This window comes from Streptomyces tremellae (genome assembly GCF_039540215.1).
Lineage (GTDB): Bacteria > Actinomycetota > Actinomycetes > Streptomycetales > Streptomycetaceae > Streptomyces > Streptomyces tremellae.
On sequence record NZ_BAABEP010000008.1, the window covers coordinates 142,517 to 155,472 of the forward strand.

General features: G+C 74.2%; 11 protein-coding genes. 5 read left to right on the forward strand and 6 right to left on the reverse strand.

All coding sequences use genetic code 11. The features are described 5' to 3' along the window. Nucleotides 1-208 precede the first annotated feature (208 nt). The 3 genes from ABEA77_RS09300 to ABEA77_RS09310 all read left to right on the forward strand — a co-directional run bounded on the left by ABEA77_RS09300 (nucleotide 209) and on the right by ABEA77_RS09310 (nucleotide 4,790). Nucleotides 209-2,140, forward strand: a complete 1,932-nt coding sequence (locus tag ABEA77_RS09300; protein WP_345643783.1) for an outer membrane protein assembly factor BamB family protein — start codon at nucleotides 209-211, stop codon at nucleotides 2,138-2,140. Nucleotides 2,141-2,198: 58 nt separating this feature from the next. Further along, nucleotides 2,199-3,902, forward strand: a complete 1,704-nt coding sequence (locus ABEA77_RS09305; protein ID WP_345643785.1) for an outer membrane protein assembly factor BamB family protein — start codon at nucleotides 2,199-2,201, stop codon at nucleotides 3,900-3,902. Between the two features lie 216 nt (nucleotides 3,903-4,118). Further along, entirely contained in the window at nucleotides 4,119-4,790 is a 672-nt protein-coding gene (locus ABEA77_RS09310; RefSeq protein WP_345643788.1) for a helix-turn-helix transcriptional regulator, read from the forward strand. 258 nt (nucleotides 4,791-5,048) lie between these two features. On the opposite strand, the gene galK is transcribed toward ABEA77_RS09310, so the two are convergent. From galK to ABEA77_RS09330, 4 genes are all read right to left on the reverse strand, one after another. Beyond that, entirely contained in the window at nucleotides 5,049-6,221 is a 1,173-nt protein-coding gene (galK, locus tag ABEA77_RS09315; RefSeq protein ID WP_345643791.1) for a galactokinase, read from the reverse strand. After that, complete coding sequence (galE, locus tag ABEA77_RS09320) at nucleotides 6,218-7,180, reverse strand: UDP-glucose 4-epimerase GalE (protein ID WP_345643794.1); 963 nt, start codon at nucleotides 7,178-7,180, stop codon at nucleotides 6,218-6,220. Before galE ends, galK begins: the two co-directional genes overlap by 4 nt. Then, nucleotides 7,177-8,220, reverse strand: a complete 1,044-nt coding sequence (gene galT, locus ABEA77_RS09325) for a galactose-1-phosphate uridylyltransferase (RefSeq protein WP_345643797.1) — start codon at nucleotides 8,218-8,220, stop codon at nucleotides 7,177-7,179. Before galT ends, galE begins: the two co-directional genes overlap by 4 nt. Nucleotides 8,221-8,506: 286 nt before the next feature. Next, nucleotides 8,507-8,956, reverse strand: a complete 450-nt coding sequence (locus tag ABEA77_RS09330; protein ID WP_345643800.1) for a GNAT family N-acetyltransferase — start codon at nucleotides 8,954-8,956, stop codon at nucleotides 8,507-8,509. A 250-nt stretch (nucleotides 8,957-9,206) separates the two neighbouring features. On the opposite strand from ABEA77_RS09330, the gene ABEA77_RS09335 reads away from it, so the two are divergent. Further along, nucleotides 9,207-10,202, forward strand: a complete 996-nt coding sequence (locus ABEA77_RS09335; protein WP_345643803.1) for a LuxR C-terminal-related transcriptional regulator — start codon at nucleotides 9,207-9,209, stop codon at nucleotides 10,200-10,202. On the opposite strand, the gene ABEA77_RS09340 is transcribed toward ABEA77_RS09335, so the two are convergent. Then, on the reverse strand, nucleotides 10,155-10,658 hold the full coding sequence (locus ABEA77_RS09340) for a MarR family winged helix-turn-helix transcriptional regulator (RefSeq protein ID WP_345643806.1): 504 nt from the start codon (nucleotides 10,656-10,658) through the stop codon (nucleotides 10,155-10,157). The genes ABEA77_RS09335 and ABEA77_RS09340 overlap by 48 nt on opposite strands. 126 nt (nucleotides 10,659-10,784) lie before the next feature. Here ABEA77_RS09340 and ABEA77_RS09345 point away from each other — a divergent pair, with 126 nt between their 5' ends. Beyond that, nucleotides 10,785-11,633 carry a trans-aconitate 2-methyltransferase gene (locus ABEA77_RS09345; RefSeq protein WP_345643809.1) on the forward strand — a complete coding sequence of 283 codons (849 nt, stop codon included), beginning with the start codon at nucleotides 10,785-10,787 and terminating at the stop codon, nucleotides 11,631-11,633. Nucleotides 11,634-12,237: 604 nt separating this feature from the next. Here the strand turns inward: ABEA77_RS09345 and ABEA77_RS09350 are convergent. Further along, nucleotides 12,238-12,939 (reverse strand): TetR/AcrR family transcriptional regulator, encoded by a 702-nt coding sequence (locus tag ABEA77_RS09350; protein ID WP_345643811.1) that lies wholly within the window; start codon nucleotides 12,937-12,939, stop codon nucleotides 12,238-12,240. Nucleotides 12,940-12,956: the final 17 nt, after the last annotated feature.

Here is a 12,956-nt window from a genome sequence, read left to right on the forward strand (position 1 = left end):
AGGGGGCGTCACGGCACCATCACGGCGCGGTTCTCCCTTGGGAACAGGACGGTATGCGTCCGGTGCCCGTTCCGGTACGTGATGGTAGAAAGAAGCCCCGCCCGCCGCCGCGCGGAGCGGGACTCCCGCCCCTCACAGCCCGCCCCCGGACCCGGTCCGGCGCGGGCGCACCGACGGGCGGGCCGTGCACACAGGGGGAACCGCGTCGATGACTCAGCCGCCAGGCAAGCAGCCACCGCCCAGCGAACCGCAGCGCCCGGACGGCGCCGCGGAGCAGGCACCGCCCGGGGGTGCCCCGCCCGCGCCCGGCGGCCCGGAGGGCGCGCAGCCCGCCGCGCCGCCGCCGCCCGCCGCGGGTCCTTCGCCGTACGCGCAGCCGCAGGCCGAGCAGCCGCCCGCGTACGGCTACCCGGGCGCCCAGCCGGGCCCGTACGCGCAGCCCTTCCCGCAGCAGGGCGCCCAGCCGGGGCCCTACGCCCAGCCGGGCCCGTACCAGCCAGGGGCGCAGCCCGGCGGTTACGGGCAGCCGGGCCCCAACCCGTACGCGCAGCAGCCGGGCGCCGCCCCCTACGGCGGCTACGGCGCTCCGCAGCAGCAGTACCCCGCAGGGCCCGGCATGCCGCCCCCGCCGCCCTACGGCCCGGGGCTCGGCGCGGGCGGCGGAATGAGCGGGTCCGGCTTCTTCCGGAGCAGGGCGGGCATCGTCCTGGCCGCGGTCGTCGCGGGAGTCGTCGTCGTGGGCGGCGGCAGCTGGCTCGCCTTCGGCACGGGCGGCGGCGGCACGAAGCCCGTCGCCGACGTCAGCCACTCGCCCGCCACCCACGGCCCGAGCGCGTCCGACACCCCCTTCCAGGGGGACGGCAAGGGCCCCGGGGGCCCCGACACCAGCGCCGACCCCAACGCGGGCCGCAAGGCCGGCGAGGCCAAGGTGCTGTGGACGCAGGCCGCGGGCACCGACGTGCCGCGCGACCACAACACCGTCTACGGGCCGTGGTTCGTCGGGAACACCGTCGTACGCGCCCTGTACAAGCAGGTCGCCGGGTACGCGCCCGCCACCGGCAAGCAGCTCTGGTCGGTGACCCTGCCGCAGTCGGTGTGCGCCGCCCCGGTCGCGCCCACCGCCGACGGCCGGATCGTCGTCGCCTACGAGGACGGCACCGGCGAGTCCGCGCGCTGCGACCAGATCGAGGAGATCGACCTCAGGACCGGCAAGGCGGGCTGGCACAAGGCGGTTTCGAAGCAGGGCCAGTTCGACATCCTGCTCAACTTCAACATGGCGATCGTCGGCGACACCGTCGCCGTGTCCCGCGTCGGCGGCACCAACGCCTACCGGGTCAGCGACGGCAAGCCGCTGTTCAGCAAGGTCCCGGGCGAGTGCCAGCCCGTCGCCGTCACCGGCGGCAGCAGGATGATCGCCAACGAGTCCTGCCCCGGCTCCGGACTCACCGGGCGCGGACCGCAGCAGCTCCAGGAGCTCGACCCGGTCACCGGCAAGGCCAAGTGGACCTTCAAGCTGAAGTCCGGCTACGCCGTCGACAAGGTCTACTCCACCGACCCGCTCGTCGTCTCCGTCAAGAACGACGACACCAAGGCCTGGGCCATCGCGTCGTTCAACGCGGACGGCACCCAGCGCGCCACGATGCGCAGCAGCGAGAAGTTCTCCGACGACTGCGGCGACGGGCTCGGCATCGACGACGGCACCCTCCAGGACTGCAAGGGCGTCGCCGTCGACGCGCACACCCTCTACATCACCACCGCGCTCGACGAGAGCCACTCGCCCTACCGCAACGCGGTCGTCGCCTTCGACCTCGCCACCGGCAAGCAGAAGTGGAAGGCGCCCGCTCCCTCGGGCCGGCTCGTCGCCCCGGTGGCGCCGCGCCCCGGCGGCGGGCTCCTGGTGTACGAGGAGGCCACCCCGGGCCAGGCGGGCGCCCTCGCGTCGCTCGGCGCGGGCGGCGGCGCGTACACGGTCGTGCGCAAGCATCCCGACGCGGCGGCCGACCTGGAGTCCACCGGCTTCTACCACCCGTCGTACCGCTATGTCGGCGGCAGGTTCTACCTCACCAACTACGCGGTCATGCCGCCCGTACGGCAGGGCTCCGACACCGCGTCCCTGTCCATGATGGTGCTGGGCGACTGAGCCCCGGCCGTTCCGCGCCCCGCCACGCCCGCACCCCGACCGACCGAGGACGACCGCCGTGACCCAGCCGCCCCAGCCACCGCAGCAACCCCATCAGCCCCAGCCGCCGGCGCAGCCGCCCCAACAGCCGCCCGCCCAGGGCGGGTTCGGGGCGCCGCAGAACCCGCCGGCGTACGGCTTCCCGCACGCCGCGCCGCCGCCCGGCGCGCCCGCGCAGGGCGGTCCCGGGTACGGCTATCCCGCCACGGCCCCGGCGCCCGTGCCACCGCAGGGGTACGGCCACCCCGTCCAGGCCCCGCCGCCCGTCACCGTCCAGCAGCCGCAGAAGGGCGGCGGGTCCCGGTTGACCAGGACCGAGCTGCGGATGATCGTCGCCACGGCCGTCGCCGTCGTGCTGATACTCGGCGCGGGGGTCTGGTACGCGTCGAGCGGCGGCAGCGACGACAACGGGGGCAGGATCCCCGTGCGCCCCACCCCCACAGGGCCGGATGCCGCCCACGAGAAGGTGCCCGCCGACATTCACTCGAAGGTGGCGTTCCGAGTGCCGCAGCCCGCCGCCACCGACCTGCACACGGTCGGGGCGTCCTGGCTCACCGGCACCGTCTACGCGAAGGCCGGCATCCGGACGATCACCGGCTACGACCCGGACGACGGCGGCACGCTGTGGAGCGTGCCGCTGCCGGGCGACGTGTGCACCGCCAGCCCCCACGTCAGCTCCGACGGCAAGGCGGCCGTCGTCTACGACGGCGCGCCGCGCACCGGGACCAGCGCGCCGCAGGCCTGCTCCAAGGTCGGCGTGGTCGACCTGTCGTCCGGCCGGCTGCTGTGGAGCAAGTCCGTCACCAACCCCGGCGGCGACCAGGGCATCCACTTCGACAGCGTCACCCAGACGGGCGACACCGTAGCCGCCGGGTCCACCAGCGGCGGAGCGGGCTTCGACCTCGACACCGGCGCGATCCGGTGGAAGCCGGAGCCGTCGTCCACCGACGACTGCCACGACGCCGGGTACGCGGGCGGGAAGATCCTCGTCGCCTCCCGCCAGTGCGGCTACGGCGACGACGCGCAGATCAGCGTCGAGAACATCGACCCGAAGACCGGCGCCACGATCTCCTCGTACAAGATGCCGCCCGGCGTCGAGGACATCCACGCCGTCTCCACCGACCCGCTGGTCATCGCCGCCGACGTGGGCGACACCGGCTCCCAGGGGGTATCGGACTTCTTCTCCCTCGACGCGAGGACCGGGAAGCTCAGGGCGAAGATCTCCGCGACCGGCAACACGTACGCCGCACGCTGCACCGACGCGATGGAGAACTGCACCGACGTCCTCGCCGCGGGCGGCCACCTCTACCTGCCCACGGCGGCGCACGACGCCGACGACGGCAAGGCGCTCGACGAGACCAACGAGATCGTCTCCTTCGACCTGGCCACGGGCAAGGGCACCGCGCAGCGCGCCGACGCCGGCGACGGCTGGACCGCGCAGCTGCTGCGCATGGACGGCCCGAACCTGATCGCCTACAAGACCGGCCCGTACGACAAGGGCGGGCAGGTCGTCTCCGTCGACGGCTCCACCTTCCGGCAGACGGTGCTGATGCAGAACCCGTCCGACGAGGCCACCCGCGACCTGGAGTCGGACTTCGTGCCCAGCGGCTCGCAGGTGCTCTACGCGGACGGCCGGCTGTTCCTCTCGCAGGACTTCGTCGACAAGCCGAGCGACGCGGAGGACGCCAAGGAGCCCCTGGCGCTCGCGTACACCACGCACTGACCCTGCCCTGACTGCCCTGACTGCCCTGACTGCCCTGACTGCCCTGGCGGCGGGCCGGCCACTCCGGCACGGCCCGCGGCGGGGCGCGAACCGGCCGGAATTCCACAATCCGGGGGTCTTCTGGCCGGTAGGGGGCACACATCCTCGAACAAGCGTGTAGCTTGCCGGGTCTGGGAGCCTGGGGCCCGGCCGCCTCGGCCGGATGGGGGATTGTCGATGGGCGTGCGGGTCATGGTGATCGATGACCACAGGCTGCTCGCGGAGGCGCTGGCCTCCGCGCTGAAACTGCGCGGGCACCGGGTGCTCGCCTCGGCCGCGCCCACCGCGGGCGCCGCCGAACTGGTGGTGAGCAGGGCTCCGGAGGTGTGCCTGATGGGGACGGCCGCGCCCGCCGAGCCCGGCGCCTTCGACCCGGTCGTCCGGATCAAGCGGGACCGGCCGCAGGTCGCGGTGGTGGTGCTCGGCCCCGTGCCGAGCCCGCGCGGCATCGCCGCCGCCTTCGCCGCCGGGGCGTCCGGCTACGTCCGCCACGACGAGCGCATCGAGGGCGTCGAGCGCGCCATGGCCAAGGCGCGCGCGGGGGAGGCAGCGGTCGCCCCCGGACTGCTCCAGGGCGCGTTCACCGAGCTGCTCCACCCGGTGGCCCAGCCGGACGACGAGGGCCGGCGGCTGCTCGCCATGCTCACCCCGCGCGAGGTGGAGGTGCTGGTCAGGGTCGCGGAGGGCGAGGACACCCGGCAGATCGCCGCCGGCATGGGCATCGCGCCCTCCACCGCGAGGACCCATGTCCAGCGGGTCCTGATGAAGCTCAACGTCGGCTCGCGCCTCGAAGCCGCTGCCCTCGCCGCCCGCACGGGCCTGCTCGACCACGCAGAGCGGGAGACCTGAAAGGCCCGCCAGGGCTCCCGGCAACGCCCGAGCGGGAGCGAAGGCACTGGCCCCCGGGCCCCCGGCCACGCGCCGACGGGGAGGGACCGAACCGGGCTGCCCGCGTCTCCCGGCCAGGCGCCGAGCGGGAAGGCCCGGACAGGCGCCGGACCCCGGCCGCACGCGAGGCGGGAGGGCCCGACCGGCTCCGACCGGCTCTGACCGGCTCTGACCGGCTCCGACCGGCCGTGTGCCGGTCAGCGCGCCTCGCGTCGAGGCCTACCGCAGCCGGTGCGCCCCCTTCGACGGTGTCGCCTCGAAGACGCGCGGCGCCGGGTGGCCCGCCCCGGCGAACGCGCTCTCCACTGCCTTCACGACCCGCTCCACCGCGTCCGCCTCGGCCAGTACGACCGCGGAGCCGCCGAAGCCGCCGCCGGTCATCCGCGCGCCGAGCGCGCCCGCCGCGGCCGACGCCTCGACCGCCAGGTCGAGTTCGGCGCTCGACACCCGCAGGTCGTCGCGGAGCGAGGCGTGCCCTTCGAGCAGGATCTCTCCCGTGGCGCGGGCCTCGCCCGCGTCGAGCAGGGCGATGACGCGCTCGACGCGGGCGTCGTCGCTGACCACGTGGCGCACGTAGCGGATCACGTTCTCCGGCTGCCCGGCCGCCTCAAGGCGGGCGAGCGCGTCCGGCAGTTCGGCGTACGGCACGTCCCGCAGGGCCCGCACGCCGAGGGCGCGCGCCCCGGCCTCGCACCCCGCCCTGCGCTCCGCGTACGCGCCGTCGCCCAGCTCGTGCTTGACCCGGGTGTCCACCACCAGCAGCCGCAGGCCCTGCGCGACCAGGTCGAACGGCACCTGCCGCTGCGTGAGGTCGCGGGTGTCCAGGTAGAGGGCGTGTCCCTCGGCGCAGCACGCGGACGCCATCTGGTCCATGATCCCGCAGGGCACGCCGACGAACTCGTTCTCCGCGCGCTGCGCGAGCACCGCGAGCTCGGCGGGGGAGAGCCCGAGCCCGTACAGGTCGTTGAGTGCCGCCGCGGTGGCCACCTCGAGGGCGGCGGACGAGGAGAGGCCCGCGCCCGTGGGCACCGTCGACGTGACATGGATGTCGGCGCCCCCGAGCTCGTGCCCGGCCTCCCGCAGGGCCCAGACGACGCCCGCAGGATAGGCCGCCCAGCCGCCCGCGCCCGAACGGGGCGCGAGGGACGCGGCGTCCAGCCGCACCACGCCCTGCGGGGAGTCCGCCGAGTGCAGCCGCAGCACTCCGTCCGTGCGCCGGGAGACCGCGGCGAGGGTGGTGTGCGGCAGCGCGAGCGGCATCACGAAGCCGTCGTTGAAGTCGGTGTACTCGCCTATCAGGTTCACCCGGCCCGGCGCGGCCCACACGCCCTCGGGCGCCGCCCCGTACAGCTCCTCGAACCCGTCGGCCGTGGCCGCGGCCGTCCCGCTCACGCGTTCCTCCGTGCGAAGTCCCAGGCGTCCTCGACGATCCCGGCGAGGTCGGGGCGGCGCGGCGTCCAGCCGAGCCGCTCGCGCGCGGCGCGCGCGGAGGCCACGAGCACCGCGGGGTCGCCGTCCCGCCTGGCCGCCGTCACCTCGGGCACCGGGTGCCCGGTGACCTTGCGCACGGTGTCGATGACCTCGCGCACGGAGAAGCCGTTGCCGTTGCCGAGGTTGCACACCAGGTGCTCGCCGGAGGTGGCCGCGCCGAGCGCCGCGAGATGTGCCTCGGCGAGGTCCGCCACATGGATGTAGTCGCGCACGCAGGTGCCGTCGGGCGTCGGGTAGTCGTCCCCGTACACCGAGATCGACTCCCGCCTGCCCAGGGCCACTTGGAGGACCAGCGGGATCAGGTGCGACTCGGGGTCGTGCCGCTCGCCCGCCGCGCCGTACGCGCCCGCGACGTTGAAGTAGCGCAGCGAGACGGCGGCGAGGCCGTGGGCCGCGCACTCGCTCGCGATCATGTGGTCGACGGCGAGCTTCGTCGCCCCGTACGGGTTGGTGGGCGCGGTCGGATCACTCTCCGTGATGGGCGTGGTGGCGGGCTCGCCGTACGTCGCGGCCGTGGACGAGAACACCAGCGTGCGCACGCCGGCCGCGCGCATCGCGGCGAGCAGCGCCATCGAGCCGCCGACGTTGTTCTCCCAGTACTTCTCCGGCTTCACCACGGACTCGCCGACCTGCGAGGAGGCCGCGAAGTGCAGCACCGCGTCGTACGAGCCGTCCAGCCACCTCGCCGCGTCCTGGACACGGCCCTCGACGAAGTCGGCGCCCTCGGGGACGCCCGCGCGGAAGCCGGTGGACAGGTCGTCCAGCACGGTGACCCGGTGCCCGGCTTCGAGCAGATGCGTCGCCACGACGCTGCCCACATAGCCCGCACCGCCCGTGACCAGGTACTTCTTGCTACTCACTGGCTCGCTACCTCTCGCAGTCGCGCCGCCGCGGCCTCCGGCGGCACGTCGTTGATGAACACGCCCATGCCGGACTCGGAGCCGGCGAGGTACTTCAGCTTGCCCAACGTGCGGCGGATGGTGAAAAGCTCCAGGTGCAGCGCGAACTCCTCGCGGCCCGCCGCGCGCAGCGGCGCCTGGTGCCAGGCGGAGATGTACGGGGTGGGGGGCTGGCCAGGTCCGAAGATCCGGTCGAAGCGGCGCAGCAGCTCCAGGTAGACGCCGGGGAACTCGGCGCGCGCGCCGTCGTCGAGGCCCCGCAGGTCGGCGGTGCGGCGGGCCGGGTGGAGGTGCACCTCGTAGGGCCAGTGCGCCGCGTACGGCACGTAGGCGATCCAGTGCGCGGTCTCCAGCACGACCCGCTCGGCGTCGGCGCGCTCGCGCGCCACGACGTCCTCGAAGAGGTTGCGTCCGGTGGCGGCCCGGTGCTCGGCGGCCGAGCGCAGCATCTGGGCGCTGCGCGGGGTGACGAAGGGGTAGGCGTAGATCTGCCCGTGCGGGTGGGCGAGGGTGACGCCGATCTCGGCGCCGCGGTTCTCGAACGGGAAGACCTGCTCGACCTGGGGGAGTTCGGCGAGTTCCGCGGTGCGGTCCGTCCACACGTCGAGGACGAGCGCGGCCTGCTCCTCGTCGAGGTCGGCGAACGAGGCGTCGTGGTCCGAGGTGAAGCAGACGACCTCGCAGCGGCCGAAGGAGCCGGAGAGCGAGGGGAAGCGGTTCTCGAAGACGACGACGTCGTAGTCGCTGTCCGGGATCTCGGTGAGCCGCCCGTCGCGCGACGGGTCGAGGGGGCACGCGTCGGCGGGCGGGTGGTAGGTGCGGTCCTGGCGGTGCGAGGCGATGGCGACGCTGTCGCCGAGCAGGGCGTCGCGGCGCACCTCTGAGGAGGTGGCGACCCGGCCCAGCGGCCGTTCGTCCGCCGCGTCGCGCACGACGTCGTCGCGACGGTCGTAGTAGATCAGCTCACGGCCGTCGGCGAGCGTGGTCACCGTCTTCTTCATGGTCTCTCCCGTCGGCGCGGACGCCGGCCTGGTGCGCAACACATACAAACATAATCGCACATATAGAAACCATGGAAAGGGGTTACCGTCAAGAGACTCCCCAGAAACCGCCGCTGAATCCGCTCACGATCCAACAAAGCCAGTCACGACCGCCCGCCCCCCGGCCGCTCCGCCGCGCCCCAGCCGGGCGCCCGGCCCGTCCGCTGTTCGTCGCCGGCGCGTCCGGCCGCGCCCGTACTCCGCGGCGCCGCGGGGTACGGGCGTCTCCCGCGGCACCGCGGCCCGCTCACGCCGTCAGTCGCTTGACCAGGGTGTACTCCGTGACGCCCGGCGGGTAGTCCTCGATCTCCGCCACCACCTCGTAGCCCTGCTCCACGTAGAAGCCCGGCGCCTGGAAGTCCCAGGTCTCCAGGCGGCAGCGGGCGCAGCCGCGCTCCTCACGCGCAATCCGCTCCGCCTCCGCGAGCAGGCGCGAGCCGAGCCTGCCCCCGCGGTGGCGCTCCTCGACCCACAGCAGGTCCACATGGAGCCAGCGCGCCCAGGTGCGGCCCGCGAGGCCGCCCGCGAGCAGCCCGGTCCCCTCCTCCATCAGCCACACGTGCAGCGGGACCTCGTCCTCCGCCGGGGTGCCGCGCAGGGCCCGCAGCGTCGGGGACCGCCGCGTGTTGGTGTCCCGCAGCCGCTGGCCCAGCAGCGCGTGCCGCTCCCTGTCCACTCCTGTCTCCCACCGGAACATGCGCCCCACAGTAGGCACAGGCGCCTGCCAGTTCTGCGTTTTCCCTTCCGCTTGGGGCCCTCACCCGTACCCTGATCCTCAGCGCCGGTGGGGGCCGGTGCTGAACTGGGGTGGAGCCGGTCGGGCGATGCGCCCGGGGCGGGGTCCGGCGGCCCCGGACAATGTCGTCCGGACCGGGCACCGCCCAGCACCACGCGCCGGGCGCCGCGCCCCGCCGGCTCCGCTCCCCGCCTTATGGGGGTGTCCTCACGTGGTAAGAACCCGGGTCCTGGTGGTCGACGACCACAGGATCTTTGCCGAATCGCTCGCCGCCGCGCTGGCGGCCGAGCCCGATGTGGAAGTGGCGGCGGCGGGCAGCGGCCCGGCCGCGCTGCGCTGCCTCGAACGGGCGGCCTCGGACGGCCGCCGCTTCGACGTGATGCTGGTCGACGCCGACCTCGGCTCGGCCGCCGCGGCCGCCGGCCGCACGGTCACCGGCGCTGGCCGGCCGGGCCAGGGGCCCACCGCGGGCGTACGGGTACGGGGCACGGCCGGCGCTTCAGGTGCGCCGGGCGTCTCCGCGACCGCGTCCGCCGGCGTTCCCGCAGGAGCAGGAGCAGGAGCAGGAGCAGGAGCAGGAGTCGCAGTCGGGGTCGGGACGAGGTCCGGGGCCGCGACCGGACCCGGCATCGGCTCAGGACCCGGGCGGGACCCGGCGCCCGAACCCGGCGGCGCGCTGGTGTTCGTGGACGGGCTCTCGCTCGTCGCGGGCGTCCGCAGCAGCCATCCCGCCGTCCGCACGATCGTGCTCGCCGAGCGCGACGACCCGCGCCGCGCGGCGCTCGCGCTCCAGGCGGGCGCCTTCGGGTGGGTCGCGAAGGACTGCTCCCTGCAGCGGCTGCTCGCCGTGATCAGGGGCGTCCTGCGCGACGAGACCCATCTGCCGCCGGCACTGCTCACCGGCGTCCTGCGGGAGCTGACGGCGGCGCGCAAGCACCGCACGGAGAGCGAGCGCCTTGTCGAGTCGCTGACCCCGCGCGAGCGCGAGGTGCTGCGGTGCATGGTCGCGGGGCTCGGCCGCAAGGCCGTCGCCGAGCGGCTGTACCTCTCGCCGCACACCGTGCGCACGCACATGCAGAACGTCCTCGGGAAGCTCGGCGTGCACTCCACCCTGGCCGCGGTGGCGCTGGCGCGCCGGGCCGGAGTGGGGCCCGCGGAGCTAGCCGACGCCGGGGACGTTGTCGAACGGGGCGGTCAACTGGCGTAGCAGCCCGGCCAGTTCAGCACGCTGGGCGCGGGACAGCTCGGACAGGAGTGCGCGCTCCTGGTCGAGCAGTCCCGCGAGGGCCTGGTCCGCGCGATCCTGCCCCTCCGGGGTGAGGCGGACCAGGACCCCGCGCCGGTCGCTCGGGTCGGGCAGCCGCTCGACCAGGCTCTTCTTCGCGAGCCTGTCGATGCGGTTGGTCATGGTGCCCGAGGTGACCAGGGTCTGGGTGAGCAGCTGGCCGGGGGAGAGCTGGTACGGCGCGCCCGCCCGCCGCAGCGAGGTCAGCACGTCGAACTCCCACGGCTCCAGGCTGTGCTCGGTGAACGCGAGCCGCCTGGCGCGGTCGAGGTGGCGGGCCAGGCGGGAGACGCGGCTGAGCACTTCGAGCGGTTCCACGTCGAGGTCGGGGCGCTCTCGGCGCCATGCCGCGACCAGTCGATCGACCTCGTCCTCCATGCGATCAGTGTAGTTGGTCCCTCGACATGAAGTCTCTTGACGTCAAGATATTCGGGGTGCAGTCTGGTGCCACGCCCAGGCCGCGCACCGCGGCCCGCCGGCCCGCCGTGTTCGAAAGGCCCCCGCATGTCCGCTCAGTCCGCCTCCGCGCCGGGGAAGCCCTCCTGGGACCCCGCGCAGTACCTGCGGCACGCCGACCACCGCGCCCGCCCCTTCCTCGACCTCCTCGCCCGCGTCCAGGACCCCCCGGCCCCGGACGGTGAGCTCCACGTCGCGGACATCGGCTGCGGCCCAGGCAACGTGACGGCGCTCCTTGCCGACCGCTGGCCCGCGGCCCGCGTCACCGGCTTCGACACCTCGCAGCCCATGCTGGACCGCGCACGCGCCGCGTACGAGGGCCCGACGCCGGGCGGCGGCAGCCTGGAGTTCCGCGAGGCCGACGCCGCGACCTGGGCGCCGGACAGGCCCTACGGCCTGATCGTCTCCAACGCGGCCCTCCAGTGGGTGCCCGACCACGTCACGTCCTTCCCCGCCTGGCTCGACGGACTCGCCCCGGGCGGGACCTTCGCCTTCCAGGTCCCCGGCAACTTCACCGCGCCGAGCCACACCATCCTCGCGGAGCTGTGCGCCTCCCCGCGCTGGCGCTCCCGCCTCGAAGGGCGGCTGCGGTTCGCGCCCGTGCTCGAACCCGAGGAGTACCTCACGGTCCTGCTCGACCTGGGCTGCGAGGCCGACGTCTGGGAGACCACCTACCTCCAGGTGCTCACCGGCGAGGACCCCGTACTCGACTGGGTGAAGGGCACCGCGCTGCGGCCCGTCCTCACGGAGCTGGGCTCCTGCGGCGACGACGGGGCCGCCGCTGCCGCCTTCACCGACGAGTACCGCGCGGCCCTGCGGAAGGCGTACCCGCCCACCCCGCACGGCACGGTCTTCCCCTTCCGCCGCCTCTTCGCCGTCGCCCGCCGCCCGGCCTGAGCCCCCTGCCGCGGCCGTCTCACAGCGCCCGGCGGGGCCGCCGGGGAGATGTCGATGTCGATGTCGAACGGCACGGTGACCTTGAGCCGGTCGTGGTGGGTGCCGGTCAGTCCGTACGCGCCGGTCGTGCACGTCGAGCTCGTAGACGTGCACGACCGGCTGGCGGTCGATGCCGGAGTGCTCCGCAGAGCCGTGACCAGCACATCAATCACGCGGGCGGGAAAACGGCGCTGCGGACTCACGAACATCAGGCTCCCGTCGATCGGCTCGGTGTGCGGCGGGAGATCCGGAAGTGTGAACAGGTCGTCCACGGTCTAGCCGTCCTGCGGGGGCCGGGGCCGGTGAGGCGCGTCGTCCTCGGCGGCCGGGCCGGTTGCGTGCCTCGTCCTGCACGGGCTCGGCGGTCATGGTTCCTCCCGTGGACGGGACGCTGGTGCCTCGCATCCCGCCGCAACCGCCCGTGGCCGTCACCGTCCTCACGACGAGTGACGTAGAACCGCACGGTGCGACCGGTGCGTGTGCCCCCGCGCCGCGCGCTCCGCATGTGCCCCCTGCGTATGCGGACGGTCTCGGCGGCCCGCCACCGAGCGGAACCGGCGGGGGGTCAGACCTTCCTGTGGCCTATCATCCGGGGCTTCGCCTCCAGGTTGCCAAGGCCGTGCCAGGCGAGGTTCACCAGATGGGCGGCCACCTCGGACTTCTTCGGACGCCGGGCGTCCACCCACCACTGGCCGGTCAGCGCGACCATGCCGACCAGCGCCTGCGCGTACAGCGGGGCCAGCTTGGGGTCGAAGCCGCGCGCCTTGAACTCCAGGCCGAGGATGTCCTCGACCTGGGTGGCGATGTCGCTGATCAGCGAGGCGAACGTGCCCGTCGACTGCGCGACGGGCGAGTCCCGGACCAGGATGCGGAAGCCGTCCGTGTACATCTCGATGTAGTCGAGCAGCGCGAACGCCGCCTGTTCGAGGAGTTCCCTCGGGTGCCCCGCGGTCAGCGCCCCCGTGACCATGTCGAGCAGCTGGCGCATCTCGCGGTCCACCACGACCGCGTACAGCCCCTCCTTGCCGCCGAAGTGCTCGTACACCACCGGCTTGGAGACCCCGGCCTTCGCCGCGATCTCCTCCACCGAGGTGCTCTCGAAGCCCTTCTCCGCGAACGCCGTGCGGCCGATGTCGAGCAGCTGCTCGCGGCGCTCCGCCCCGGTCATCCGGACCCGGCGCGCACGCCTGCCCTGGGTGGGGCGGCCGGCCTTGCCGCTGCCGCTCGCGCTGCTCGAACTCGTGTCGGTCGCCACGGGCGCCATCATGCCCCATCGGCCCGAGC

Coding starts and splice junctions, on each gene's coding strand:
- ABEA77_RS09300 (WP_345643783.1), top strand. CDS start 209: ATGACTCAGCCGCCAGGCAAGCAGCCACCGCCCAGCGAACCGCAGCGC.
- ABEA77_RS09310 (WP_345643788.1), top strand. CDS start 4,119: ATGGGCGTGCGGGTCATGGTGATCGATGACCACAGGCTGCTCGCGGAG.
- galT (WP_345643797.1), bottom strand. CDS start 8,220: ATGAAGAAGACGGTGACCACGCTCGCCGACGGCCGTGAGCTGATCTAC.
- ABEA77_RS09330 (WP_345643800.1), bottom strand. CDS start 8,956: ATGTTCCGGTGGGAGACAGGAGTGGACAGGGAGCGGCACGCGCTGCTG.
- ABEA77_RS09340 (WP_345643806.1), bottom strand. CDS start 10,658: ATGGAGGACGAGGTCGATCGACTGGTCGCGGCATGGCGCCGAGAGCGC.
- ABEA77_RS09345 (WP_345643809.1), top strand. CDS start 10,785: ATGTCCGCTCAGTCCGCCTCCGCGCCGGGGAAGCCCTCCTGGGACCCC.
- ABEA77_RS09350 (WP_345643811.1), bottom strand. CDS start 12,939: ATGATGGCGCCCGTGGCGACCGACACGAGTTCGAGCAGCGCGAGCGGC.